General features: G+C 71.7%; 24 protein-coding genes. 9 read left to right on the top strand and 15 right to left on the bottom strand.

What is annotated here, in order from left to right; all coding sequences use genetic code 11:
* Positions 1 to 152: 152 nt before the first annotated feature.
* From ADL22_RS24640 to ADL22_RS24605, 8 genes are all read right to left on the bottom strand, one after another.
* The gene (locus ADL22_RS24640) at positions 153 to 1076 is read right to left on the bottom strand and encodes an LLM class F420-dependent oxidoreductase (RefSeq protein ID WP_066983880.1); all 924 of its coding nucleotides are present in this window, start codon (positions 1074 to 1076) and stop codon (positions 153 to 155) included.
* 436 nt (positions 1077 to 1512) lie between these two features.
* Positions 1513 to 1968: a DUF6099 family protein gene (locus ADL22_RS24635; protein WP_066983877.1), complete on the bottom strand. Its 456-nt coding sequence runs from the start codon at positions 1966 to 1968 to the stop codon at positions 1513 to 1515.
* A gap of 383 nt (positions 1969 to 2351) precedes the next feature.
* Positions 2352 to 2708 carry a nucleotide pyrophosphohydrolase gene (locus ADL22_RS24630; protein ID WP_066983875.1) on the bottom strand — a complete coding sequence of 119 codons (357 nt, stop codon included), beginning with the start codon at positions 2706 to 2708 and terminating at the stop codon, positions 2352 to 2354.
* Positions 2705 to 4180 carry a biotin transporter BioY gene (locus tag ADL22_RS24625; RefSeq protein ID WP_199836368.1) on the bottom strand — a complete coding sequence of 492 codons (1476 nt, stop codon included), beginning with the start codon at positions 4178 to 4180 and terminating at the stop codon, positions 2705 to 2707. The genes ADL22_RS24630 and ADL22_RS24625 overlap by 4 nt, the downstream gene beginning before the upstream one ends.
* A 55-nt stretch (positions 4181 to 4235) precedes the next feature.
* Positions 4236 to 4625, bottom strand: coding sequence for a cell division protein SepF (locus tag ADL22_RS24620; protein ID WP_066983872.1), 390 nt, complete (start codon positions 4623 to 4625; stop codon positions 4236 to 4238).
* 430 nt (positions 4626 to 5055) lie between these two features.
* Positions 5056 to 5919 (bottom strand): ABC transporter permease, encoded by an 864-nt coding sequence (locus ADL22_RS24615; protein WP_066983869.1) that lies wholly within the window; start codon positions 5917 to 5919, stop codon positions 5056 to 5058.
* On the bottom strand, positions 5879 to 6892 hold the full coding sequence (locus ADL22_RS24610) for an ATP-binding cassette domain-containing protein (protein ID WP_066983866.1): 1014 nt from the start codon (positions 6890 to 6892) through the stop codon (positions 5879 to 5881). The genes ADL22_RS24615 and ADL22_RS24610 overlap by 41 nt, the downstream gene beginning before the upstream one ends.
* A complete protein-coding gene (locus tag ADL22_RS24605) occupies positions 6889 to 7344 on the bottom strand; it encodes a MarR family winged helix-turn-helix transcriptional regulator (protein WP_066983863.1) in 456 nt (151 codons plus the stop codon). The genes ADL22_RS24610 and ADL22_RS24605 overlap by 4 nt, the downstream gene beginning before the upstream one ends.
* A gap of 243 nt (positions 7345 to 7587) precedes the next feature.
* Between ADL22_RS24605 and ADL22_RS24600 the strand changes: the two genes are divergently transcribed.
* The 3 genes from ADL22_RS24600 to ADL22_RS24590 all read left to right on the top strand — a co-directional run bounded on the left by ADL22_RS24600 (position 7588) and on the right by ADL22_RS24590 (position 11198).
* Positions 7588 to 8124 carry a hypothetical protein gene (locus ADL22_RS24600; protein ID WP_066983860.1) on the top strand — a complete coding sequence of 179 codons (537 nt, stop codon included), beginning with the start codon at positions 7588 to 7590 and terminating at the stop codon, positions 8122 to 8124.
* Positions 8125 to 8654: 530 nt separating this feature from the next.
* Entirely contained in the window at positions 8655 to 9869 is a 1215-nt protein-coding gene (locus ADL22_RS24595) for a cytochrome P450 (RefSeq protein ID WP_066983857.1), read from the top strand.
* A gap of 267 nt (positions 9870 to 10136) precedes the next feature.
* On the top strand, positions 10137 to 11198 hold the full coding sequence (locus ADL22_RS24590) for a type III polyketide synthase (RefSeq protein ID WP_066983854.1): 1062 nt from the start codon (positions 10137 to 10139) through the stop codon (positions 11196 to 11198).
* A 68-nt stretch (positions 11199 to 11266) separates the two neighbouring features.
* On the opposite strand, the gene ADL22_RS24585 is transcribed toward ADL22_RS24590, so the two are convergent.
* The 3 genes from ADL22_RS24585 to ADL22_RS24575 all read right to left on the bottom strand — a co-directional run bounded on the left by ADL22_RS24585 (position 11267) and on the right by ADL22_RS24575 (position 14629).
* Positions 11267 to 12643 (bottom strand): hypothetical protein, encoded by a 1377-nt coding sequence (locus ADL22_RS24585; RefSeq protein ID WP_066983851.1) that lies wholly within the window; start codon positions 12641 to 12643, stop codon positions 11267 to 11269.
* Positions 12640 to 13299 carry a hypothetical protein gene (locus ADL22_RS24580; protein WP_159048718.1) on the bottom strand — a complete coding sequence of 220 codons (660 nt, stop codon included), beginning with the start codon at positions 13297 to 13299 and terminating at the stop codon, positions 12640 to 12642. Before ADL22_RS24580 ends, ADL22_RS24585 begins: the two co-directional genes overlap by 4 nt.
* A gap of 301 nt (positions 13300 to 13600) precedes the next feature.
* Positions 13601 to 14629: an alpha/beta hydrolase gene (locus ADL22_RS24575; RefSeq protein ID WP_066983844.1), complete on the bottom strand. Its 1029-nt coding sequence runs from the start codon at positions 14627 to 14629 to the stop codon at positions 13601 to 13603.
* A 161-nt stretch (positions 14630 to 14790) separates the two neighbouring features.
* Here ADL22_RS24575 and ADL22_RS24570 point away from each other — a divergent pair, with 161 nt between their 5' ends.
* On the top strand, positions 14791 to 15444 hold the full coding sequence (locus ADL22_RS24570; protein WP_066983841.1) for a TetR/AcrR family transcriptional regulator: 654 nt from the start codon (positions 14791 to 14793) through the stop codon (positions 15442 to 15444).
* An 829-nt stretch (positions 15445 to 16273) separates the two neighbouring features.
* On the opposite strand, the gene ADL22_RS24565 is transcribed toward ADL22_RS24570, so the two are convergent.
* Both ADL22_RS24565 and ADL22_RS24560 read right to left on the bottom strand, forming a co-directional pair.
* The gene (locus ADL22_RS24565) at positions 16274 to 17170 is read right to left on the bottom strand and encodes an SDR family NAD(P)-dependent oxidoreductase (protein WP_079064396.1); all 897 of its coding nucleotides are present in this window, start codon (positions 17168 to 17170) and stop codon (positions 16274 to 16276) included.
* Positions 17167 to 18066, bottom strand: coding sequence for an oxidoreductase (locus tag ADL22_RS24560; protein WP_066983838.1), 900 nt, complete (start codon positions 18064 to 18066; stop codon positions 17167 to 17169). The genes ADL22_RS24565 and ADL22_RS24560 overlap by 4 nt, the downstream gene beginning before the upstream one ends.
* A gap of 156 nt (positions 18067 to 18222) precedes the next feature.
* Here ADL22_RS24560 and ADL22_RS24555 point away from each other — a divergent pair, with 156 nt between their 5' ends.
* The 5 genes from ADL22_RS24555 (at position 18223) to ADL22_RS37030 (ending at position 21876) form a co-directional block, all read left to right on the top strand.
* Positions 18223 to 19068: a helix-turn-helix domain-containing protein gene (locus ADL22_RS24555; RefSeq protein WP_066983835.1), complete on the top strand. Its 846-nt coding sequence runs from the start codon at positions 18223 to 18225 to the stop codon at positions 19066 to 19068.
* A 394-nt stretch (positions 19069 to 19462) separates the two neighbouring features.
* Entirely contained in the window at positions 19463 to 20305 is an 843-nt protein-coding gene (locus ADL22_RS24550; protein WP_066983832.1) for an alpha/beta fold hydrolase, read from the top strand.
* A complete protein-coding gene (locus tag ADL22_RS24545; RefSeq protein WP_066983828.1) occupies positions 20302 to 21120 on the top strand; it encodes an alpha/beta fold hydrolase in 819 nt (272 codons plus the stop codon). Before ADL22_RS24550 ends, ADL22_RS24545 begins: the two co-directional genes overlap by 4 nt.
* A gap of 260 nt (positions 21121 to 21380) precedes the next feature.
* Positions 21381 to 21608, top strand: coding sequence for a hypothetical protein (locus tag ADL22_RS24540; protein WP_066983826.1), 228 nt, complete (start codon positions 21381 to 21383; stop codon positions 21606 to 21608).
* Between the two features lies 1 nt (position 21609).
* Positions 21610 to 21876 (top strand): transposase, encoded by a 267-nt coding sequence (locus ADL22_RS37030; RefSeq protein ID WP_107116384.1) that lies wholly within the window; start codon positions 21610 to 21612, stop codon positions 21874 to 21876.
* Between the two features lie 143 nt (positions 21877 to 22019).
* Here ADL22_RS37030 and ADL22_RS24535 read toward each other — a convergent pair whose 3' ends face one another.
* Entirely contained in the window at positions 22020 to 23375 is a 1356-nt protein-coding gene (locus tag ADL22_RS24535; RefSeq protein ID WP_066983823.1) for a class I SAM-dependent RNA methyltransferase, read from the bottom strand.
* 109 nt (positions 23376 to 23484) lie between these two features.
* Positions 23485 to 25536: an APC family permease gene (locus ADL22_RS24530; RefSeq protein WP_066983821.1), complete on the bottom strand. Its 2052-nt coding sequence runs from the start codon at positions 25534 to 25536 to the stop codon at positions 23485 to 23487.
* Positions 25537 to 25668: the final 132 nt, after the last annotated feature.

Below are 25668 nucleotides of genomic sequence, written 5' to 3'. Positions count from 1 at the left end.
CCCGCACCCCTCCCCTCCGCCCTCCTCCACTCCCCTCCCCCAACACCCCCGCTCAGCTCAACTCACTCAACTCAACCCAGGCCAACTCACTCAGCCCAGGCCGACTCACTCAGCCAGGTCAACTCAACTCATCCCAGCTCCCTCGACTCCCCTCAGCCCACCTGCGGCTGGACCTCGGCCGAGATCAGCTCCAGCTGGTCCAGATCATCGAGGTCCAGGATCTGGAGGTAGATCCGGGACGATCCGATGGCGGCGTACCGGCCGAGCTTGTCCACGACCTCCGCGGGCGAGCCCGCCAGGCCGTTCGCCTTCAGTTCGTCCACCTCCCGTCCGATGGCCGCGGCCCGCCGCGCCACCTCGGCATCGTTCTTGCCGACGCAGGCGACCAGGGCGTTGGAGTACACCAGGTCGTCGCCCTTCCGCCCAGCGGCCTCCGCGGCCGCCCGCACCCGTCCGAACTGGCGCTCGCTGTCCTCGACCGAGGCGAAGGGCAGATTGAACTCATCCGCGTACCGAGCCGCCAGCCTCGGCGTGCGCTTCGCACCGTGTCCGCCGATCAGCACCGGCACCTTCGCCTGGGCGGGCTTGGGCAGCGCGGGCGACTTCTCCAGCTGGTAGTACGTGCCGTCGTAAGAGAACTCCTTTCCCACCTCCGTGGCCCACAGGCCGGTGATGATCTCCAGCTGTTCCTCCAGCCGCGCGAACTTCTCCTTCGGGAAGGGAATGCCGTACGCCCGGTGCTCCTCCTCGAACCACCCCGCGCCGAGGCCGAGTTCGATCCGCCCGCCGGACATCTGGTCGACCTGCGCGACCTGGATGGCCAGCACACCCGGCAGGCGGAAGGTGCCGGCCGTCATCAGCGTGCCGAGCCGGATCCGCTTGGTCTCGCGGGCCAGACCGGCCAGCGTGATCCAGGCGTCCGTCGGGCCGGGCAGCCCGTCGGTGTTCCCCATCCGCAGGTAGTGGTCCGAGCGGAAGAACGCGTCGAAGCCGAGGTCCTCCGTGGCCTTGGCGGCCCTCAGAAGGGTGTCGTAGGAAGCCCCCTGCTGGGGCTCGGTGAAGACTCGTAGATCCATACCTCCATCCTGCACGGCACACAGCCCGCCATCCCCTATGGGGGCACGCCCCTCCTCCTTCCACGACAGCAACGCAAGGGCGTCAGTGACACCGGAGCAACCGACAAGGACCCGATCCCGAAAGCAACCGGCAAGGCACCGGCAAGCAACGAATAGCAACGCAGCGGAAGGAAGGCGAGGAGTGGGGTGAGCCTACGGATGGCGGGGACCGCCCGTCAGGGACGAGGGACCGGGCAGCGGGTCCGGGTGGCCGTTCTCGTACGGGTACCGGTCAGAGGCCCGGGCGTGCCCGAGCCGGCGAACGGGCGGCGCCGCGGGCGGCGGCGTACCGCCAGGGCACCCGTGGGGGTGGCGTGTTCAGCCGGCGCCGGCGTGGGCGTGCCAGGCGTCGCCGGTCGTGGTTCCGTGGGCGGGGCGGCAGGCGGCCCGCCCGGTGTCAGGCAAGGTGCCGGTCGCGTACCTCCAGCTTCTCCAGTATCCCGGCGACGTGGTCCCGCGATTCGTCGGCGGTGTCCATCGCCTCGACGCAGGTCCAGTACATGCCGTCCTCGTCCGCCGCGATCACCACTCCGACCAGTGCCTCGCACACCTCGCGCAGCAGCTGGCAGAGGCTGATCAGGGCCGCCTTGACGTCGCGTATCTCGGTCAGCTGCGCCGCCCGCAGCCCGCCGGAGGTCGCCGTCGAGCACAGCAGTCCCCCGCTGAACCGCCCGCCCGCGTCGCCCAGTCCTCGGGCTCTGGACCGCACTTCGTACGGACCGAATATCGCGAGATGGCTGCCTATCGCCTCCGCCAAGGCTTGTGCCTGCCACGCTTCGACGACCACGTCATGGACGGTATTCGCCTGCGCCAGGCCGCGCCGACTGGCCGCGATGATCCGCACCGCGTCCATCCGCGTCCCTCCTTCCTGCTTCATCCGCGTTCACCCCGCTCTCCTTCCACTACCCAGAGTGAGGGTCAGCAGCCAAAAACGCCAGAGGAATTCGCAAATCTGTGGACAACCAAGGCGCTGTGGAAAGATCCATGACTCCATAGAGTGATGAGAGGCGGTTTCGGGACGGTCGAGAGCGCGCCTGCGGCCCCCGGCGACCCCTCATACGTCACCGCCTTTTCATGCGCCACACAACATAAATTGTTCAACTTACGGAACTCTGGCTGCTCTTGGCACGGGAGTAACAGCAAGCGCCGTGAAAAGCCGGCGGGGCGGAGGCTCTCGCCCCGCCCCGCCGGCGTCCGCGCCCTATACGCCTCGCCCCGCTCCCCGCCACGTAGCGGCTACGCGCCGCCCTTCGGCCGGTCCGGCGGAGCCTGCCGGACGGCCGGGAAGCGTGCTTCGTTGCGCTCGATCTTGGCCGCGAGCGCGGTCAGCGGATCGATGCCCAGCGCCTGGCAGAACTGGAGCAGATACGCCAGGACGTCCGCGACCTCGTCCTCGACCCGGCCCGACTTCTCCGGGTCGGACATCACCGCCGCCGACTGCTCGGGGGTCAACCACTGGAAGATCTCGACCAGTTCCGCGGCCTCGACACTGAGCGCGGCGGCCAGGTTCTTGGGGGTGTGGTACTGCTGCCAGTCCCGGGCGGCCGCGAACTCGGCCAGGCGTCGCTGCAGGGCATGAAGATCCTCACTCATACCCCTAGGTGTAGCACCCGCACCCCGGGCAGCCCCTCGGCGACCGACGCGTCCCCCAGGGTGCCGAGCAGCCGGACGTGGCCGCGCTCGGTCATCCGCACGGCCAGCGCCACCAGATCGCGGGCCTGGCGGCGGTCCAGGCAGCGGTCCATGCCGTCCGCCATCACCGTCATCTGCTGCAGCGCCGACGGGATCTCCCCCACGGGGTCCATGGCGAGGACGTCGGGGCCGGTCAGCAGCACCAGGGCGAGCGCGAGGAACCGCAGTTCGCCGTCGCCGAGCTGCTCGACGGGCATCTCGCCGAGGACGCCGCGGTCGAGGACGGCCCGCAGGGCCTGCGGGCCGGTCGGGGGCTGCCCTCCCTGCGCCGGACCGCCGCCGCTCGTCCCGGCGGGCCCGCTCGCCGAGGTGGCCGGGCTGCCCGCGCCGGCCCCGTTGGCCAGACCGGTCCCGTTATCCCCGGGCGCCCCGGCCGGGCCCAGCTGCCGGGGCACCGCGCGCAGCCCGTCGACGGGCCCGGCACAGGCGTCCCGGACCGCCGCGACAAGGAGGGCGTGCCGCCGGGCGCATTCGCGGCTGGTGCGGTCGAGCACGGCGGCGAGGTTGTCGCAGGACGACCGCAGCCGCCCTTCGTCGCGCTCGTCGTCCTGGCCCCAGCCGCTGGCGTCGCCGCCGCTGCGTACGCCCTTGCGCCCGCGGGCGCCCGCCGGTCCGGCCGGACCCGCGGAACCACCCCCCTTCCCCTGGCGGCCCGCACCGCCGCTCCGGCCGCCGGCGCGCGCCCCGGTGCCGCGCCGCGCGCCGCCCTCACCGCGGCCCTCCTCCGCCGTACCGGCCGCCGCCCGGCCCCGCATTGCTTCCGGCCGCGGATCGCACACAAAGGCTGAACGAAGCGCGACCACGACTTGTTCCGCCGCGGCGATGACGAGGCGCTGCCCGGCCGTCTTGCCCGCGACGCGCAGCGGGAGGAGGGAGGTGGCGAGCCGGTCGTCGGGCAGCGGCGCGCGGGTCACCGGTGTCGCGCCGGCGGTGTACCAGGCCGCCTGGACGGCGGAGCGGGTCGGGTCGGTGAGGGCGGTGGTGAGCAGCGTCTCGCCGCATCCGGTCAACCGCTCGCCGACGATGCGGAGTTCGGGTTCCGCCTGGACGGCGAGGTCGAGGTGGACGGGGCCGGCCGGGCCGTCGACGGTGCAGCCGATGCGGAAGCCGCGCCGCCCCTGGTCGTCGGAGCGCGCGGTGGCCGGTACACAGGCCGGGGCCCCGCCCGCCACCACACCGACGGCCTTGGCCAGGGATTCACCGCTGCCGAGCCGGGAGAGGATCTCGTAAGCCTGGAGGACGCTGGTCTTGCCGCTTCCGCTGCCGCCACTGAGCAGGGTCATCGGGCCGAGCGGCAGGGTGACCCCGCGATGGGCCTTGAACGCGGACAGACGTAATTCGGTGACCGCCGGACGCACACTGTCGGTATCCATAGGGGGACGCTACGCAGTCGCCGGCCCGGCGAACCGTTACGCCCGGCTTCTCTTCCTACGAACGGGGGACGCCGCCCGTTGCCGGTTCCGCGACCTCGGTGCCGACCGGTGCCAGTAGGAAGACATTGGTGTCCACGCGGTGCATACCGCTGCCCAGTCCGAAGACGACGCCGCTGGCGAAGTCCAGGATGCGTTTGGCGACATCGGTGTCGGCGCTGCTGAGGTCCAGGAGGACGGGAAGCTGCGCCATGAGGTACTCGGCCACTTCCCGGGCGTCCGCGAAGGTCTGGACGCGGATGACGATGAACCGCCGGGTCTCCTCGGTGGGTTCGTCATCGGGCAGGGCGCGATGGTCGGGCCAGGAGGGCCATTCGCTGCCGCCGCGTAGCGGAACGACTTCGGCGAGCCCTTCCCACTGCTCGTCGGTGGCGTCGGGGCCGTTCACCGAATCACCTCATCCAGAGGAGCGCTGGCTTTCTGCGGTATGTGCATCGCACGATTCTAGGGATAAACCTACAAACGTCATCGACTGCGACACACGCGGCGGCGCAGTCCGTCCCATCCTGCCCCATTGCCCTGACCAGTGCGGACACCTGGGCGGATCCGGTCCGTCGAGTTTGTGTGTGCCCGTTCATCCTCGGTCGTGACGCCCGGCGCGGCCGCCGCCCGGCCGCGCCGGGACGCGGGGCTGACCGTGCGTCACTTCGCCCGGCTCCGCGGCTGTACGCCCGCGCCGCGCCGAACGTCCCGCGCACGGGCCTCGGTTCGGCGTTTCGGCTCGTCAGCGGGATTGTCAGTGGGGGGTCGTACGGTAGGGGCATGTGTACGGAGAGTTGCCGCCGGGCGCGGGTCGTCCGGCGGCGGAGGAGGGTCGTTCAGCGGGCGAGGCGGCCGAGGAGGGAGGAGGCCGCGGCGATACCGGCCGCCGCCGCGGCGGTGAGCACGGCGTAGTCGAGGAGGAGAGAGGAGGGCGTCCCGAGGAGGAGTCCCCGCAGGGCGTCCACTTGGTAGCTAAGGGGGTTGAAGGTGCTGATGGTCTGGAGCCAGCCGGGCATCACGGCCACGGGGTACAGCGCGTTGGAGGCGAAGAAGAGCGGCATGGTGAGGGCCTGGCCGACGCCCATCAGGCGGTCGCGGGTCAGCACGATGGCGGCGATCGTCATCGAGAGGCAGGAAAAGAAGGCCGAGCCGAGGATCACGGCGGCGGCGACGCCCAGCAGGCGCAGCGGATTCCAGGTCAGGGCGACGCCGAGCAGGGCGGCGATGAGGATGACGACCACGGCCTGGAGGAGCGCCTTCACCCCGGCGGCGAACGCCTTGCCGGCGATCAGGGCGGCGCGCGGGGTGGGCGTGACCAGCAGTTTGGTGAGGATACCGGCGTCCCGCTCCCAGATGATCATGATGCCGTAGAAGATCGCGATGAACATGGCGGACTGGGCGATGATCCCGGGCGCCAGATAGTCGATGTAGGGGGTGCCGCCGGTGGGGATGGCTTTGATACGGGTGAAGGTCTCGCCGAAGATCAGCAGCCAGAGGGCGGGCTGGACGGCGCGGGTGTAGAGCTCCGTGCGGTCGTGGCGGAGTTTCTGGAGTTCGACCACGCACATCGCGACGACTCTGGCGGACAGGACCCGCCAGCCCGTACGGGCGCGCGGGGGTGTCAGCAGCAGCTGGAAGTCTTCGGCGGCCGCGGCGGGTTCAGCCGACGCGGGCCGCGGTGCGGCGGGTGTTCCGGACATCGCGGAAGTCTCCTGACTGCTCGTCGAGGCCGGTGCCGGCGACGTCCCGGAAGACGTCTTCCAGCGTCGGCTCCGTTGCGGACGGAGGAGAGGGGGTGGCAGGGCCGTGGGCAGGGAGAGGTGAGGGCGCGGGTCCGGGTGCGCTGGGCGCGGTCCGGGCCCGGCGGGCGCGCAGTGCCGAGCGGAGTTCGGCGGGGGTGCCCAGGGCGCGGATCCGGCCGCGGTGCATCAGGGCGACGCGGTCGCAGTACTGCTCGGCCTCGTCCATGTAGTGGGTGGTGACCAGGACGGTCATGCCGGTGGCGGCGCGGACCGCGTTGATGTGCTCCCAGACGCTGGTGCGGGCGATCGGGTCGAGGCCGATGGTCGGCTCGTCGAGGACCAGCAGCCGGGGCGCGCTGACCAGCGCCTGGGCGAGCTCCAGGCGGCGGATCATGCCGCCGGAGTAGGTGTTGGCGAGCCGGTTGGCGGCGTCGGTGAGGTGGACGGCGCGCAGTGCCTGATCGACGCGGGCGGCGCGTTCGCGGCGGGGGACGTCGTAGACGCGGGCGAAGAGGGCGACGTTCTCCCGTCCCGTCAGTCCGGCGTCCGCGGACAGCTGCTGCGGCACATAGCCCAGGAGGCGGCGGACGGCCATCCGCTCCCGCGCCGCATCGTGGCCGAAGACGTGGACCATGCCCGCGGGGACGGGCAGGAGGGTGGTGATGCAGCGGATGGCGGTGGTCTTGCCGGCGCCGTTCGGGCCGAGCAGGCCGAAGACCTCGCCGGGCCGGACGGCCAGGTCCACCCCGTCGACGGCCCGGGTCTCGCCGAACGCGTAGCGGAGCGCGCGGCAGGTGAGGGCGTCGGCCTCGGAGGCGCGGTGCGGGGCGCTTCCGGCCGGGGCGGGAGCCGGGCCGGTTTCCGGGGGCGGGCCCGGGGGCGCCGGCGGGGCGGTGTCCGGGACCGTCCGGGCTGGGTCTTGGCGGGTCATGGTCCCTCCGTCTCCTCGTGCAGGCTGTGGGCGAGCCGGCGCAGGGCCGGCAGGGCGGCCTCCAGGGCGCTCCGGTCGGCCTCGGGAAGGCGCGCGACCCGTTCGCGGACCAGGGCGCTGCGGCGGGTCTCCCAGTCGTGCAGCCGCTGCCGGGCCGCCGGGGTGGGGAAGAGGTGGGCCGAGCGCCGGTCGGCGGGGTCGGTCTCGCGGTGCAGGTAGCCGGCCCGGCTGAGCTGGTTGACCAGGGTCGAGACGGAGTTGTCCGCGAGGTAGAGCTCTCTGGCGGCGGCGGAGACCCGGATGCCCGGGCGGGCGGCCACCAGCCGCAGCAGCTCGACCTGCGCCCCGCGCAGCGGAGGGGCGGGCAGGCCGGGCCGGAGCCGCCGGCGGATCAGCCGCTGGATTCCGGCCAGTACGTCGGCCAGCTCGTCGGGGAGGTCCCCTGTGGCCATATGTCGACTTTAGCTCTGGATAAGAGGCAACGGCAGCTACGGGCCGCGGGCCACCGTCCGTGGCAGGGAGGACGCGATGGGTACGCAGCTGTGCGGCCGGGGGTGGGTACGTGGGTCACCGGCGATCACGTGCCGGGGCGGACGCGGGTCGGAAGCGGCTTCCGGCAGGGCGTGAGCCGGGGGCGGCACGAGCCACGGCGGAGGCGCACCCGGTCGTACTCCACCTGGGTATCGTGACGCCCCGTGGGTGACAGCAGCACGATATGGACGCTGGCGATCGCGGCGGTCACGGGTGGTACGGCGGTGCTGGCCAGCTGGGTGACCAGCCGCGGCAGTGCGCGCGCCGCCAGGATCCAGGCGGAGACCGCGGCGCGGGCACAGCGCGCCGAGCGGCTGCGGGAGAGCCGGCGCACCGCTTATCTGGACCTGATCGAACAGACCCATCGCGTCGGCGAGTTGCTCTGGGAGATCTCCGCGCTGCTCCGGGAGTCTCCTTCGGCGGACCGGAACGCCCGGCTCGACGCGATGCTCGACCGGGAGGTCGCGGAGTACGCCAAGATCCGGCGGTGCGCGCGGGTCGTGGAACTGGAGGGCCCGCCGTCGGCCGCGGCCGCGGCACTCGCGCTGCAGAAGACGACCAAGCCGTTCTACGAGGCGCTGCGGACGGGGCTGAACGACGGCGTGGACTGCCTTGAGGAGTTCAACGCCGCCTACCGGCCCTTCTGGAAGGCGCTGGAGACCTTCGTGGACGCGGCCCGGGAGGCCCATCAGACGGAGTGAGGGCCTCCCCTCCCGGGCCGGGACCCCTCCGCCGGCCCCTGCACGTCCCGCCCTCATCGCTCCATCCCCCCACCCCCGTGTCACCCATTCGGCGTAAGGCCGCGCCATGCCCCACGGAGCCGCCGCGCCCCGTGGACGTCCCGCGAAAGGCGACACGGCGCCCGGCCGCGGCAGCCGGCCCCGGCGGGGCGTCCACGGGGCGCGGGAAGGCGGAGCGGGAGGCGGATACGTACGCTGTCCGGGACGCGGCACGAGGGATGCCGCGCCGGCCATATCCGCGACAGCGATGCGCTTCGGCCCCCTCGTCAGGGCACGCGCGTTCCGCCCACGGGGCACGCCCGCGGGCGGCGAATTCCGCTCGCCGCCGTGGGCAATTCAGCCCTCCGGCGAAACACTCCGCCAACAGGGCCCGCCCCAAAGCCCCCAAAGCCCCCAAGCTGAAGCATCCGCGGAACCCAGGGGCCCTCCGGGGCTCCCCAGAAAAAGCAAACAAGACCCCAGCACCGCCCTCCCCACCCCAGGAGTACGGAATGGCACAGGAAACCGAGACCACCGTCTGGAACTGTCCGTTCGACTACGCCGAGGCGCTGGAATTCGATCCGACGCTCCGACGGATCATGACCGAGGAACCGGTCGCGCGTATCCGCCTGCCCTATGGCGAGGGCGAGGCGTGGCTGGTCACCCGGTACGAGGACGTGCGGACGGTGACGACGGACCGGCGGTTCAGCAGGCACGCGATTGTCGGGCGGGATTTCCCGCGGATGACGCCGGAGCCGATCGTTCAGGACGAGGCGATCAACGTCATGGATCCGCCCGCGAACAGCCGGCTGCGGAGCCTGGTGTCCAAGGCTTTCGCGCCGAAGCAGGTCGAGCGTATGCGGACGCGTACGCAGCACGTCGTGGACGAATTGCTGGACCGCATGGCCGAGGACGGGGCGCCCGGCGACCTCATGGAAAACCTCGCCTCGCCGCTGCCGCTGACGACGATCTGCGAGGTGCTCGACATCCCCGGGGACGACAGCGCCCGGCTGCGCGGTTACGCCCGGACGATGATGAACACCAGCCTCGACAACAAGGAGAACGCGATCCGCGCCAAGGCGGAGATGCGGGAATACTTCTCCGAACTCACCGCACGGCGGCGCCGCGAGCCGGGAGACGACCTGATCAGCGCGCTGGCGACGGCCCGCGTCGGGGACGAGATGCTCGACGAGAAAGAACTCACCGTCATGGCGATGGTGCTCCTGATCACCGGCCAGGACACCACCACCTACGAGATCGCCAATCTCTCGTACACGCTGCTGACCCGGCCCGAGGAGCTGGCGATGCTGCGCGAGCACCCCGAGGCGCTGCCGCAGGCGATCGAGGAAATGCTGCGGTTCATTCCGTTCCGCAAGGGCGTCGGCATTCCTCGGGTCGCGCTGGAGGACGTCGAATTGAGCGGGGTGAGGATCCGGGCCGGCGACATCGTGCACGTCTCGTATCTCACGGCGAACCGCGACGGCGAGAAATTCGACCGCCCCGACGAACTGGATCTGCGGCGCGAGGGCGGGACGTCCCATATGACGTTCGGCTGGGGCGGGCACCACTGCCTGGGCGCCCCGCTGGCCGTCACCGAACTCCAGGCGGCGCTCGGCACGCTGCTGCGGCGCTTCCCGGAAATCCGGCTGGCCAAGCCGCCGGAGGAAATCCGCTGGAACACCACGTCGATTTGGCGGTACCCGCTGGCGCTTCCGGTGACGTGGTGAGCCGGCGGACCGCGGGGAAACGCGACTCCGGCGGCGGCATGCGGAAGTCACTCCCCTGGCGTACGGTCTAGAGATGACCCGTCTGCACGGGGAGAGTTCGTTCTTCGACGGATGGCCCGCTCGCGTCTTTCGCGTCCTTCCCGGGTCTGTGCCGTTCCCCCGGCGGAATCGCAGCGGATTCCGCCGGCCGGCACCGGAAGCGACAATGGCGCGCGTTTCAGAGCAGGTAGAGCACTGAGCGGACCACAGTCTGCAAGGAGTGCATCGATGGCGGTTTTGTGCAAACCGGCAATCGCGGTCCCTGAATACATCATCACCAGGGACGACACCCTCGAACTGGCGCGGCAGCTGCACAGCGGTCATACGCAGCTCAACCTGGTGCTGCGGTTGATCGAGCACACGGGTGTGGTGCGCCGGCACCTGATCCAACCGATCGACAAGGTGCTGGAGCATCCGGGGTTCGACGCCCGCAGCGCCATCTACGAAGAAGAGTCCAAGGCCCGCGTCCCCGACGTGGTCCGCAGGGCGCTCGACCAGGCCGAACTGGAGCCGCGGGACATCGACTTGATCATCTATGTCTCGTGCACCGGCTTCATGATGCCGGCGCTGACGGCCTGGCTGATCAACACCCTCGGCTTCCGGTCGGACACCCGGCAGATGCCCATCGCCCAGCTCGGCTGCGCCGCGGGAGGTGCCGCGATCAACCGCGCGCACGACTTCTGCCGGGCGTATCCGGACTCCAACGTGCTGCTCGTGGCCTGCGAGTTCTGCTCGCTGTGCTACCAGCCGACCGATATCGGCGTCGGCTCGCTGCTGTCCAACGGCCTGTTCGGGGACGCGGTCGCGGCGGCGGTGATGCGCGGCAAGGGCGGCAGCGGCGTCCACCTGGAGCGGAACGCCTCGTACCTGATCCCGCACACCGAGGACTGGATCTCGTACGCGGTGCGTTCCAGCGGATTCCACTTCCAGCTGGACAAACGGGTTCCGGGGACGATGGAGCCGCTCGCGCCGGCCCTGCGCGCGCTCGCCGAGGAGCACCGCTGGGACGCCGGGAACTTGGACTTCTACATCGTCCACGCCGGCGGCCCGCGCATCCTCGACGACCTCAGCCGCTTCCTGGGCGTCCCCCACGAGGCGTTCCGCTTCAGCCGCGCGACGCTGACCGAGTACGGCAACATCGCCAGCGCCGTGGTCCTCGACGCCCTGGCCCGGATGTTCGACGAGCACTCGACCCAGGACGGCCAACGCGGCCTGATGGCCGGCTTCGGCCCGGGCATCACGGCGGAGATGTCGCTGGGGACGTGGGAGTCGGGGGCGGGGGGTGGGTGAGGCGACCGCGGTTCCGGTCCGCGCGCGAGCGTGGCGCGGGCCGGGACCGGTCGGCGCGCCTCTCCCCACTACGCCACGTCGGCGGCCCCGGCAGCCTGGGGAGCCCGGGCAGCCCCAGTGGGCACGGCAGCCCCGGCAATCCCGGCCGCCTCCGCGACCTCAAGCAGCCGCGCCAGTTCCTCCCGCCCGCGCCTGATCACATCGAACGTTGCCGCCGGATCCGCGTCCGGTGGCAACGGGGTGTCGGTGACCAGGTCCGTCAGGTCGTACCGGCCGAGCAGCCACCGCTGCAGCGCGCGCCAGTCGGCGCCGCGCTCGTGGGCGAGGCCGCGCGCCCAGGGCGATGCCTCGTACGGGGTGCCGTCGGTACCGTTCACGTGGAGCAGGCCGGAGCGGCGCACCAGACACGGGAAGCAGACCCCGCAGTTGGCGAGGGGCGGTCCGCCGCGGCGCCGGGCAGGCGGTTTGCCGCAGCTCAGCGTGGCTTCCAGGTCGGCCGGGGTGAGGCCGGCGGCCCGTCCGGCCGCGCACACCTCGCCTTTCGTCAGTCGCGCCCAGGGATTGACCACACGTACCGGGCCGCTGCCCTCCCCCACGGCTGCGATCAGAGCGTTGAGCCGGGCCAGCGTCCACGGGTGAACGGAGCGGGTGGAGCAGGCGGCGGAACGCGCGGCGGTCAGCGGCGGGTTGACGGCGAGCTGGCCGTTCTCGGGAACGTGGACGGTGGCCGCTCCGTGCGCGGTGGCGGCGCGGATCGCGCCCGCCGCGTACAGCAGGCCGCGGGTGCGGGAGGAGGTTTCCAGCCGCAGCCCGGAGCCATCGTTCTTCGGGGTCTGGCTCATGGGCAGCAGCATCAACGGCCGTTCCCCGCCGAGCCGTTCGACGGACTCGTACACCCGCCGCTGCAGACGCAGCAGTCCGACCTCGCGGTACATCACGAGGAGCAGCGGCCGGGGATCGGCGGCGCGCGAGCGGGTGGCGGCCCAGCTGACGGAGTCCAACCCGCCGGAGAGCAGCGCGACTTCGGATGCGCGCGGATCACCGGGGAACGTCATCGCCTCCTCGACCCGATGGCCGGTGAGCGGCCGGAACTCCACCTGCCAGAGGTCCCCGGTGAGGGTCTGGAGGAGTCCGGTGAGGTCCGCGCGGACCGCGTCGTTCCGCCACCGCTCGTGTTCGGTGACGGGTACGGAGAGGCGGATGCGGCGCGTCCACCGGTCGCGCGTACCGGCCCGGCGTACGTATTTGTCGGCGAGGAACGCCGCCCTGGCCACCCGGAACAGGTCCTCGGCCCAGTCCGGGACCGGGCCGGGCAGGCGGTGCCGGCCCGTGATGCGGCGCTCGTCCTCCTGGAAGGCTTCCTCGCCGATCCCGGTCCAGCGGCCGTCGCGCGGCCGGTCCGCGCCGTGGCCGCGCCACCACAGGAAGTGGTCGTCGTCCCTCATGCCGCCGCCTCCTCGTCCCCCGCGATCTCCTCGGTGATGAACCCCAGCACACTGCCGACCGCCCGTGGGACCAGCGACTCGGCGAGCGCGGGCAACACGGCCGACGGATCCTCCGCCGCACTCGGTTCGGTCGGCCGCGCGGCGTCCACGGCCGGCGCCGGCTCCTCCGCCCGGGCGGACTCCTCGCAGGGGTTCGGCACCAGGGCCACCAGCTTCTCGGCAACCCAGTCTGCGATCCGGCCTTCCGGGTCGGACGCGATGAGCACCGGTACGGCCAGCCGGACGTGCTCGGCGACGACGGACCGGAGGAACTCCCCGACCACGCCGGCGAAGAACGCCTGGTAGAGGTCGCACAGGATGTCCCAGGCGAAGCCCCCACCCGCGGAGCCGGTGACCAGCGCTCCGTCCAACTCGGGGTGCGCGTCGCTGACATCGCGGACCGCGGTGGCCAACGCCCTGCGCACCGCGGCGTCGGCCAGGGTGCCGCCGTCGCCGCCGGCCTCCGCGACGAGACGGGCCACCAGTCCGCCCTCCGGCCAGGCGCCCGCGGCCAGCGAGCCCAGCGCCCCGGCGAGCCGTTCACCGGCCGCGCGCGCCGTGTCGTGGAGCCCGAACGCCGAGCGGTCGGCCCGGAGCGCCTCGTGCAGTGCGCGCAAATAATCCGCGGCGATCTCTTCCAGCCGCTGATCCGCGAGTTCCGAATCGTCGCGCCACCGGGCCAGCCGCTTCGCGGCCGAGCTCCATCGGCCCCCGTTCGGCCCCTCCCACGGCGTGGATGTCCCCACAGCGCCCCCCAACCGCTGGATTTCGACCCCGCTCCCCCCGCCATGGGAGCAGACCCGGGGGCACGCCGGGTAGGGCGCGACTCGGCCAACGGGGCGCACGGCCAGCGGCGGTGCGCCGGCCCGGGCCTCGTGACTCCCCATCAGGACAGACGTCGGACGCGCCGCCCAAACGTCATGCCACTGTCCGGAAATCGCCCGTGCACCCCGCCACGGTCGTCACCCCCCCCCCCAACGCCGCGCCGAGGAACGCGGCGATCTCCGCCCGGGCGGCCTCGGCCTGCGGTTCCACGCCGGGCAAGGTGAGGAACGTGTGCCTGGCTCCCGGGTATTCGGAGAGCCGCACCGGGGTGCCCGCCTCGCGCAGCCGCTCGGCGTAGCGGCGGCCGTGGTCGGCGAGCGCGTCGCGGGTGGGCACCACCACGAGCGCCGGGGCGAGGCCGCTCAGGTCGTCCGCGTACAGCGGTGAGAGGGCTCGGGCGTCGGCCCCCGGCGGGACGGCGAGCCGCTGGACGAACCGCAGTTGCGGCCGGGCCCGGGTCGGGCTGTACGCGTACTCGGCCATCGAGGGGTAGTCGAACATCGTCCCGGTCACGTCGACCGCCGGGTTGACCAGCACCTGAGCCGTGAGCTCCAGGCCGGCGTCCCTGGCGCGGATGGCCGTCAGCGCGGCGATCAGCGCGCCGCAGCTCTCACCGAAGACGGCCGCGCGCGCCGGGTCGGCGCCCCACCGCTCGGCGTGCCGCACCACGTGCCGGAGTACGTCCCAGCCGTCGTCGGCGGCGTACGCGAGCGGGCTGCCGGGGGCGAGGAGGCGGTGTTCGACCGAGACGACGAGGGCGGGCAGTGCCGCGGCGAGGTGGCTGTTGGTCCAGTCGCACTGCACCGCCGTGCCCACGAAGCCGCCTCCGTGGACGTGGACCACGAGGGGCAGGGCGGTCCGGGCCGCGGCTGCCGCGTCTCCCGTGGGGGCCGGCCGGTAGACCCGGACCGGTAGGTCGCGGCCGGGCAGCGCGATCTCCTGCCAGGCGATCGCGGCGCCGGTGTCCGGCTCCCCGAGGATCGCCCGCGCCGCGACGGAGGCCCGGAAGCGGTTCTCCGCGTCGCGGTAGGCGCGCAGTTCCTCCGGCGTGATCGCCGTGAAGTCCGGCTCCGGTGGCCGCGCCGCGGCAGTGGTCGTGGTCGTGGTCGTGGTCTCGCTCATGTGTCCTTCTCCCCTCCCGGCCGGATGCCGGTGTGCGGTGGCCCGTTGTGGCCGGACGCGCGCCGCCATCAGTATGCACGCACCGCGTGCATCGACAAGTGCATCGCCAAACGCATAGGCGAGCGCATACGTTAGGCTGAGCCCGGAGCGAGAGGGGCGAGATGACTGGCCGAAGGCGATGGTCGACCGAGGAGATCCTGGACACGGCGGCGGAACTGCTGCGCACGAGCGACGCCGAGTCGTTCAGCGTCCGCAAGCTCGCCGCGACCCTCGGGACCGACTCCTCCAGCCTCTACCGGCACTTCCGCAACAAGACCGAACTCCTGCGCGCGGTCGCCGACCGCGTCCTGCTGGCCGCCATGGACGGCTACCGCCCCGAGGGCGACTGGAAGCAGCGCATCACCGCCCTGGCCCTGCGCCTGCGCGAGGCGTTCGGCGAACAGCCCCAACTCGCCGCGATCTGGGGGCGCTACGCGTCCGGCGGCACCGGCTCCCGGTTGGTGATGGAGGAGTTGCTGCAGGCCCTGCGCGCGTCCGGCCTGCCCGACGAGGACGTGCCGGCGCGCTACCACCGCATCGTGATCCTCCTCGCCGCGCTGATCGCCTCCGAGGCCGGTATCAGCGCCCTCACGCCCAAGGAGTACGACCAGGGCATGGAGCAGTTCCGCGTCGCCGTACTCGGCGCCGACCCCGAACGCTTCCCCGCCCTGGCCCGCTACGCCCGCGACATCCGCCCCCTCGGAGCAGACCGCCACGCCGCGTTCGAAGAACTCGTCGCCGCGCAACTTGCCCGCATCGAGGCTGAGATTCGCTGACGGGGAGGGGGAGGAGGCGGCCGGGCACTCGCCACCCCATTAAAACGAGCGTCACATAAGCGTCAAGGCGCCTCCGCGAGCGTCATTTCAGCGTCAAGATGTTGCCCGTAACGCCCGCAGCGCACCTCATGCGTACGCACAAAACCGCAGGTCAGGGCCGCTTCACCGCCTGCTCCAAGATAGTCACGCACTCGCCATGGCGCGTCATCGCACACACGTCACGGCGGCCGAGGCCGAGAGAAGTTCGGGTCAAGGGGGTGTTTCGATTCAGCGGGCGGGCTCCCGGAGGCCAGGAGCGTCAAGGACGCCTGCGCCATGCTTCGAGATCAGCGGGGCTGCTTCCGATGCCGTGACTGTCCCACCTGGCGGTCGTCATACGGCTTCGGTCAGTCCTGGAGAAGCGCGGTCTGGCCCTGAGGACCTACCGAAATTCCCCCATCACCGGATCGGGGCGCTGCCTCGGCGAAGGGGGCCGTGGAGCATTAGCCACAGACGGCTCTCCGACCTCCGTGTTCATCGGCGCGGTGACACGATCCGCGGGACAGCGGCGCCCCGGTCTCCGCGGGTAACTGCTCGCCGCCGGTCGGACGGGGTGGTCGGATTGCATGAGCGGCGTGCTCGCCGGTCCGCGCGGAGCGAGACGCGGGAGTCGGTGCCGGCCTGCACAGAGGGCTGCCGGGCGCGGCCCAGAGGGTTTCGTCGCGCGGAAGGTTTCGTCGCCCGGAGGGTTTGGTCACCTTGAGGGTTTGGTCGCCCCGATGTGGGTCCTGTCCGGGCGGAGCGGTGGTCGAGGGTGGGTGGACCCGGCGGTCCCGCGGGGCGGTCCCGGTCAGCGCAGGACGACCAGGGGTTGGTCGCGGTGGGTGTGCAGTCGCCACAACTCGTCGGCCACCGCGTCGGGTTCGTGGTGCGCGCCGGGGCCCATGGGGCCGACGACGGTGAGCTGGGCGGCGTGCACGCCGTCGTCGGCGAGGGCCTCGTGGAGCATGTGGACGTAGGCGGACTCGGCGGCGTAGGCGATGGCGGACACGGCGCGGTCGCGGTGAGGGTGGACGGCTGCGCCGCCGGTGGTGAACAGCAGGGTGCCGCGGCCGCGGCGGCACATGTCCGGCGCGACCTCGCTCACCGCCGCCGTAGCGGCGACGACGCTGAGGGCCAGCGCGTCGGCGACGTCCGACGGTGTGGTGTCCAGCACCGGTTTGATCCACTCCAGACTCGGTCGTGGGCTGAACAGCACCACTTCGATGGGGCCGAGGCGCTCGCGCAAGGTGGCGAGCGCGGCGGCGAGTTCCTTCGCGTCGGTGACGTCGGCGGTCGCGGTGGCCACGCGCACAGGCGCGGCGGGCGGCCGGTCAGCGGGCGCGTGGCCCGTGGTCGCTGGGCGTGCGCCGGTGAGGCCGGCGGCGATCCGCTCCAGGCGCGGGGCGTCGCGTGCGATCAGGCCCACGGGGTGTCCTTCGCGGCCGAAGCGGCGTGCCGCGGCGGCTCCGAGTCCTGGTCCGGCGCCGAGCACCACGAAAGCCCCCGCGGGCTCGGAGAAGCTCCGGCTTCTGCCCGCGTTCGCGTTCTCGTTCCCGTGGTCGTTCCCGTTATGGTTCGCGCCTTCGTTCTTGTTGCGGTGGTCGTTGCCGTTCTTGTTTCCGTTCTTGTTTCCGTTCTTGTTGCCGTTCTTGCTTCCGTGGTCGTTGCCGTGCTCGTTGCAGTCCTTGTTGTCGTTCGGGCTCATGAGGTCTGCTCCAGGTCCGTGCTCCTGGTCAGTGATGCGTTGGCGTCGATCTCCTTCCGCGTCCGCTCCTGGCGGGCGCGGGCGCCGGCCAGCGCATCCGAACCGAGGAGGAGCCGCAGTGGCGGGTCGGTGGCGTCCACGGCGGTGGCGATCGCGGCGGCGGCACGCGCCGGGTCACCGGGCTGGCGGCCGGAGACCGCCAGGGTGGAGGCCCGGCGCGCGCCCGCGGTCGCTTCGTAGTCCGCAAGGCGAATCGGGGACTGCCGCATCGAGGTCCCGGCCCACTGGGTGCGCAGGCCGCCGGGCTCGGCGATGGTGACCGTGATGCCGAGCGGGGCGACTTCCGCGGCCAGCGATTCGGAGAGTCCTTCGAGGGCGAATTTGGTGGCGTGGTAGTAGCCGGTCGCGGCGAAGGCGGCGAGACCGCCGAACGAGGAGATGTTCACGATCCGCCCCGAACGGCGGGCCCGCATGCCGGGCAGCACTGCCTTCAGGACGGTTACCACGCCGTGCACATTGGTGTCGTACAAGGCTCGTACCGCCGTGTCCTCGCCTTCCTCGATCGCGGCGAGATATCCGTATCCGGCGTTGTTGACCAGGACGTCGATGCGTCCGAACTCCTTCTCGCTCGCCTCGACGGCGGCGGTCACCGACGCGGGGTCGGTGACGTCCAGCCGCAGGGCGAGGGCGCGGTGGCCGTAGGCGGCGGCGAGGTCGGCGACGGCGGCCGTGTCGCGGGCGGTGACGGCGACACGGTCACCGCGTCTGAGCGCGTGCTCGGCCAGGGCACGTCCCAGGCCGCTGGAGCTCCCTGTGATCAGCCACACCGGCGTCTCCTCGGACGCGTCGGTGGTGGGGGCGAACTCCTCGCCGGGGGCGGTGGCTTGATGTGTCATGCCTCCAGTGCAACAAGACCCGGGTATCGGTGCCACACCCCTGTGAGGGTGGCCCCGGGAGGGTCAGTTTCACCACCACCGCCGCACGCGCACGGCATGCGGCGGGACGGCGTACTCGGCGCGGGGCGCTCCCCCGCGAGAGGTAAAGTCGGCCGGATGGCTCGTGACGACCATCAAGACAGCAACCCGATCGGCTCCTTCCTGCGCAGCCGGCGGGAGCGGATCGACGCCGCCTCCGCCGGTGTCATCGACAACACACGCCGACGGGTCAAGGGTCTGCGCCGGGAGGAACTGGCGCTGCTCGCCGGTGTCAGCCCTTCCTACTACGCCCGTATCGAGCAGGGCCGCGACCGGCGTCCCTCGCGCGAGATCCTTGAAGCCCTGGCCCGCGTACTGCGCCTGGACGACACGGAGCGGGCCTACCTGTGGTCCCTCGTCGCGCCGTCCCTCACCCCCGCCGGCGGTGGCGACACCGCCGCGGTCGGCGCCGTACGGCCGGGGGTGCTGGCGCTGCTGGAGCGCTGGGCCGACCTGCCCGCCTTCGTCGTGGGTCCGCGCCGAGACGTCCTGGCCGCCACCGCTCTCGCGGCGCGCGTCAATCCGGCGTGGAGCCCGGGACGCAACCTGATCGAGTTCACGTTCCTGGACGCGCGGGCCCGGCAGGTGTACCCGGACTGGGAGGAGATCGGCTTCCAGGCCGTCGCGGGGCTGCGTACCACCGCGGCGGCCCGGCCGGCGCAACTCGACGCGTTCGTGGCGGACCTGCGCGAGCGCAGTGGGACGTTCCGCGCTCTGTGGGACTCCCACGACGTCTACGAGCGCGTCACAGGTGAGAAGCGCCTCGCCGTCGACGGTGCCGGGGTCCTCTCCCTCAGCTTCGAGACGTTCGCCCTCACCGGCCCGGAAGGGCACGTGCTGTACGTGTACTTCGCACGCCCGGGCAGTAGGGACGACACGATCCTGCGGGCCCTCGCACAGGAGGGGCCCACGGGGGCTGCGTAAGCCGTACGCGAAAACGGCTGTTGCCGGATTCCGGGGACGACCGCGCAGGGCTGCCGCGGAGGATGTCCGGCAGTCCTGCCGTGACTACGGGCCGGGTCGACGGTCGTTGGTCGTTGGTCGTTGGTGTGGTTGTTCCGGTCGGCGGCTCGGTCGACTCCGCGCAGGCAGCCGTGGCCGTGGCCGTGGCCGTGGCCGTGCAGGAAGACGGTTTGAACGGGGGTGGCGTTTCCCCTCTTTGACAACGGCCGCGCAGAGACTGTGTGTCGAATCTTGTCCATCAACGGCGGGTAACTGTCGCGTATTGCTCAAACCGACGGTCCCGGGATGGCCTACCGGTGGACGAGTGCTTGCCTCATGCCCAAGGAACTGCACGCCAGAAGCAAGGGACAGCGGCATGAGCACCCTGAACGTGCACGGCATTTCTCTCTACTACGAGACCCACGGGAACCCGGAGGCCCCGCCGGTTCTGCTGCTCTCCGGGCTGGGCGGGGTGGGAGCGAGCTGGGGGTCGCAGATCGCCCGCTTCGCCGGGAAGTACCACGTGATCCTGCCGGATCAGCGGGGGACGGGGCGCACAACGCGGGCTCTCAACGGCTACACCACTCGGCAACTCGCGGCCGACATGGCCTCGCTCGTCGAGGAACTCGGCGTCGGCCCGGTGCACGTCGTTGGCGCGTCGACGGGTGGCGCCATCGCGCAATACATGGCGCTGGAACGTCCGTGGCTGGTGCGCTCGCTGACCTTGAGTTCCACTTTCGCGCGCTTCGACGCCTTCACCAGCCGTGAGTTCGAGGTGCGGCGCAGGCTCGCCGCCGAGTGGGACAGGCGCGATCTGCTGTCCAGCTACTCGTTGTTCCTGTTCGGTCCGCGGTACACCCGTGAGCACCCCGAGGCCGTCGTGCGGTGGATCGACCGCGCGGCCGCGCTCCCGGCCCACCCCGACGACCGGAGGATCGGCCTGGCGCGGATCGACATGATCGCGGCACACGATACGTTCGCACGGCTCGGCGAGATCGCCCAGCCGACCCTGGTGCTCTGCGGCGAGCACAACTTCTGCACGCCGCTTCCACTGTCGGAGGAGCTCGCGCACGGCATCGCGGGCGCTGCGCTGACCGTCTTGGCGGAGGCGGGCGAGCTCATCGAACTGGAACAGCCGGCGAGGTTCTTCACAGAGGTGAGCGGGTTCATCGACGGGCTGGGCGCCCCGGCCCGGATGGTGAGGCGAGCCGAGCGATGAGAGTCGAACTGCCCGACGTCTCCCTCTTCTACGACGACATCGGCGAGGGCGAACCCGTGGTCTTCTTGCACGGTTCGCTGTGCGCTGACTGGCTCACGCCCATGGCGCGCGAGCTGACGGGGTTCCGCCGCCTCGTCATCCACCGTGCCGGCTACGGCCGCAGCGAGGAGCCCACGAGCGGAGCCGGCGTGCCCGCGCAGGCCGCCCACTGCGCCGCGGTTCTGGCGGCGGCGGGGGTGCCGCGCGCCCACGTGGTGGGGCACTCCGCCGGAGCCGATATCGCGCTCCGACTGGCCTGCTCCCGCTCGGACCTGGCCGCCTCGCTGGTCCTCCTGGAGCCCGCGCTGCCCCGGGCGGACGACGAGCCCGCGAACCCGGCGATGGCGACCGCGATCGCCGAGGCCAGGGCCGGTGAATGGGAAGCAGCGTTCTACACCTTTCTCACCGGGGTGTGCGGGCCTGGAGTGCGCCGCCTGTTGACGGACCGGCTCGGCGAGAAGGGGCTCGCCGAGGCCGTCGCCGGCAGCCGTTACTTCTTCACCCGGGAGTCGGCCGCGTTCGGCGGCTGGACGTTCGGCGCGCCGCGGACGAGCGCCGTGCAGGCGCCGACGCTGCTCGTCGTCGGAGGCGGAGGCGACCGGCTCGGCACACCGCATCGTGCGCGGGCCGCGTCCCTCGCGGCCCAACTCCCGCACGCCGAGACGCTGGTCGTCGACGACCTCACTCACGCCATGCCACTGGAGGACCCCGTGCTGATGGCCCGCATCGTCCGCGAGTTCATCGCGCGCCATCCGCTGTCCGAGTCGGTCGGCTGAAACACCGGGTCACCGTGCGGCGGGTCCGCGCGGTGACCGGGCTCGGGACGGCGCGTGCCGCGACGCGCGCGTCGGCGGACGGGGGAAGAAGGCGACGGCGCCAATCTTCGGCCGTCTCCAGCGACCAGTGGTGCGAACGGAAGGTTGCCCCAGGTCCCCCGTACCTGGACCACCGGCCACCGGCCACCTGCCACCTGCCACCTGCCACCTGCCACCACGCAACGGGAGGAAGGGAGCACGCCGGAGGCGAAACTGGCGGCGTGTCCGGCGTCTCCAAAACCGTGGTTGAACGCCACCGGCTGTGGTCCGCGGACGGGACGTGGGAGCGACTGCTCCAGCAGGTACAGGCCGAGGCCGACACGGCAGGTGAGGTCGACTGGGGCATCGCGGTCGATCCCAGCATCGTGCGCGCTCAGCACGCTGCCGGGGCCCGGACCGAACCGTCGGCGGTGCCCGCGTCAAAGGGGGCCGAAGAGGTGGAACTCTAGGATGAAACGCCATGCAGTCCAAGCCGGTCCTGGACAAGATCCGCGTCCCACGGACCGGTCCGGGCAGGCCGCCCGTCTGCGCAACGGCTCACACGGCGGACGACCACCCGGTTTCGACGAAGACCGCTACAAGAAACGCAGCACCGTCGAACGGGCGATCAACCATCTGAAGCAGTCCCGGCCAGTCGCCACCCGCTACGACAAGCGCGGGTACGTCTCCCTCGGCACCGTCACAGCAGCAGCCCTGGTCATCTGCCCGCGCACATGACCGACCGGTCAAGTCCTAGGTGACACCCCATCAGAACGAGCGTCACATGATTCGTCAAGACGCCTCTGAGAGCGTCATTTCAGCGTCAAGATATTGCTCGTAACACCAACACCAGACATGACTCGCACGGGCAAATCCGCAGGTCAGGCCCCCTTAGCCGCCCGCTCCAAAATGACCACGCACTCCACGTGATGCGTCATCGGGAACAAGTCGAACGCGCGCATGCGGCGCGGGGTGTAGCCGGCGTCGTGGAAGTAGGCGAGGTCGCGGGCGAGGGCGGCGGGGTCGCAGGCCACGTAGGCGATGCGGCGGGGGGTGAGGGTGGCGAGGTGGTGGACGGTCTTCTTGCCGGCGCCGGCGCGGGGCGGGTCGAGGACGACGAGGTCGGCCTCGGTGATGCCGGTGCGGGGGAGGATCTGCTCGACCTTGCCGTGTTCGACGCGGACGCGGTCGAGGTCGGCGAGGTTGTGGCGGGCGTCCTCGACGGCGCGCTTGGAGGATTCGATGCCGAGGACGGCGCCCTTGTCGCCGACGCGTTCGGCGAGGGCTCCGGCGAAGAGGCCAACGCCGCAGTAGAGGTCGAGGGCGGTGTCGCCCTTCTTGGGCATCAGGCCCTGCATGACGGCCTCGACGAGGAGGTCGGCGGCCTTGGGGTGGACCTGCCAGAAGCCGCCGTTGCCGACCCGCCAGGTGCGGCCGGCGGCGCGTTCGCGGACGAAGGGGCGGCCGTGGACGCGGTGCACGCCGCCGGCGCCGGGGCGGCCGGGGGTCTCCTCGACGCGGAGGACGGAGACCGGCTTGTCCAGTTCGACCAGCGGGAGGCGGCCGCCGGGGCGGGGGGTGAGGAGGACCTGGCGGTCGTGCGAGCCGGTGGCGGCGATCGCCTCGACGGTGGCGATCTGCGGCCAGCTGCGCTTCTCGATGCCCAGCTCGGAGACGCCGGGCGCGGCGATCATGCAGTGGGTGACCGGCTCGATGTCGTGCGAGCGGTGCTTGCGCAGGCCGGGGCGGCCCTCGGCGTCGACGGCGTACTGGACGCGGGTGCGCCAGGCCGGGACCTCGCCCTTGGCGACCTTGTCGCCGGGGGCCGGCTCGACGGTGCCGTCCCAGCCGGCCTCGTCGGGGGTCAGGCCGGCGAGCCGGGCCAGCTGCTCGGTGATCACGGCGGCCTTGAGGCGGCGCTGGGCGCCGGGCGCGGCGTGCTGCCAGTCGCAGCCGCCGCAGCGGCCGGGGCCGGAGAACGGGCAGGGCGCCTCGACGCGGTCCTTGGAGGGGGTGAGGATCTCGACGGCGTCGGCGCGCAGGAAGCGGGCGCCCTCCTCGCCGTCGGTGACGCGGGCGCGGACCCGTTCGCCGGGCAGCGCGTGCCGGACGAAGAGGACCTGGCCCTCGTCGGTGCGGGCGATGCAGTGGCCGCCGTGCGCGACCGGGCCGATCTCGACCTCGTACTCCTCGCCGGCCAGCGACTTCCTGGATTCCGGCGGCGTGTCCGGCTGCATGGCGGGGAGCTCCTGAGGTGGGGTGCGGCGAAACGGTGACGGCCGGCCTCCGGGGTGGAGGCCAGCCGTCCATTCTACGGCGTCGCCGGAGCGCGTCCGGCCGCCGCGGTCACTTCTTGGGGGCCGCCGCTTCCTTCCGCGGCGCGATGACCGGGCCGCGGCGGACCGAGCCGGGGGCGTTCCACTCGGCGCGCTTGCGGGCGCGCTTCTTGGCGGCCTCGGAGGAGTCCAGCTGCCAGGGCACGGAGGTGACCATGACGCCCGGGGTGAACAGGAGCCGGCCCTTCAGGCGGAGCGCGGACTGGTTGTGGAGCAGGTGCTCGTACCAGTGGCCGACGACGTACTCGGGGATGTAGACGGAGACCGCGTCGCGCGGGCTCTCCCGGCGCAGCGACTTGACGTAGTCGATGATCGGCCGGGTGATCTCGCGGTACGGCGAGGCGAGGACCTTCAGCGGGACCTCGATGCCGCGGCGCTCCCATTCGGCGCGCAGGGCCTTGGTGTCGGCCTGGTCGACGTCGACGCTGACCGCTTCGAGGACGTCGGAGCGCATCAGCCGGGCGTAGTTCAGGGCGCGCAGGGTGGGCTTGTGCACCTTGGAGACCAGGACGATGGCGTGCACCCGGGAGGGGCGGACCACCTCGTCGTCCGGGGTGTCGGGGGCGGCGATCTCGTCGGCGACCCGGTCGTAGTGGCGGCGGATCGCGGTCATGGTGACGAAGAAGATGACCATGCCCAGCAGCGCGACCCAGGCGCCGTGGGTGAACTTCGTCAGCAGGACGACGACGAGGACGAGGCCGGTGAAGAAGGCGCCGAAGGCGTTGATGGCGCGCGAGCGGTGCATCCGGCGGCGCTTGGCGGGGTCCTTCTCGGCGCGCAGGTGGCGGTTCCAGTGGCGGACCATGCCGGTCTGGCTGAGCGTGAACGAGACGAAGACGCCGACGATGTAGAGCTGGATCAGGCGGGTGGAGTCCGCGCCGTAGAGGTAGACCAGGACGGTGGCGGCGCCGGCCAGCAGCACGATGCCGTTGGAGAACGCCAGGCGGTCGCCGCGGGTGTGCAGCTGGCGCGGGAGGTAGCGGTCCTGGGCGAGGATCGAGCCGAGCAGCGGGAAGCCGTTGTAGGCGGTGTTGGCGGCGAGGAAGAGGACCAGCGCGGTGGCCGCGGCCAGCACCACGAACAGGAAGCTGCCCTTGCCGAAGACCGCCTCGGCGACCTGCGAGATGACCGGGTTCTGGGTGTATCCGGAGCCCAGCGGCCGGCCGTGGTCCAGCAGGTCGGTGGCGGGGTTCTCGGCCATCCGGACGTGGGTGGTCATGGCCAGCGCGATGATGCCGCAGAACATGGTGACGGCCAGGCCGCCCATGAGGGCCAGGGTCGTCGCGGCGTTCTTCGACTTGGGCTTGCGGAAGGCCGGGACGCCGTTGGAGATCGCCTCGACGCCGGTGAGCGCGGCGCATCCGGAGGAGAAGGCGCGCAGCAGCAGGAAGATCAGGGCGAAGCCGGCCAGGCCGCCCTGCTGGGCGTGGATGGTGTAGCCGGCGGTGGGGGCGTGCATGGTGTCGCCGAGGACCAGGCCGCGGATCGCGCCCCAGACGATCATGATGAAGACGCCGGCGACGAAGACGTAGGTGGGGATCGCGAAGAGCTTGCCGGACTCCTTGACGCCGCGGAGGTTCATCAGGGTCAGCAGCACGATGATCGCGATGGCGCTGAAGGTCTTGTGCTCGACGACGAAGGGGACGGCCGAGCCGAGGTTCTCCACGCCGGAGGAGATCGAGACCGCGACGGTCAGGACGTAGTCGACGAGCAGGGCGCTGGCGACGGTCAGGCCCGCCTTGGGACCGAGGTTGGTGTTGGCGACCTCGTAGTCGCCGCCGCCGCTCGGGTAGGCGTGCACGTTCTGCCGGTACGACGCGACGACGGTGAACATCAGCACCACGACCGCGACCGCGATCCAGGGGCTGAAGTTGTACGCAGAGACTCCCGCGATGGAGAGGACCAGCAGCACCTCGCCGGGCGCGTAGGCCACGGAGGAGAGCGGGTCGGAGGCGAAGACGGGGAGTGCGATGCGCTTGGGGAGGAGGGTCTCCCCGAGCCTGTCGCTGCGCAGTGCGCGCCCGATCAAGATCCGTTTGGGCACGTCGGTCAGTTTGGACACCCGAGGATGCTAAGCCTTCGTCAAGGTGCTCGCCCACCCGCCACCCGGATGGGTGTGGAGACACGAATGCGCCACCATGCACATAGCCGCCCGGCTCCGCGCGGACTACGCGCTACCTCCACAGGATCTGCA

The organism is Streptomyces sp. NRRL F-4489 (genome assembly GCF_001509485.1).
In the GTDB taxonomy this organism is placed as follows: Bacteria; Actinomycetota; Actinomycetes; order Streptomycetales; family Streptomycetaceae; genus Streptomyces.
The sequence above is the reverse complement of the archived record's forward strand: the minus strand, read 5'-3'. Positions and strand labels throughout refer to the sequence as shown.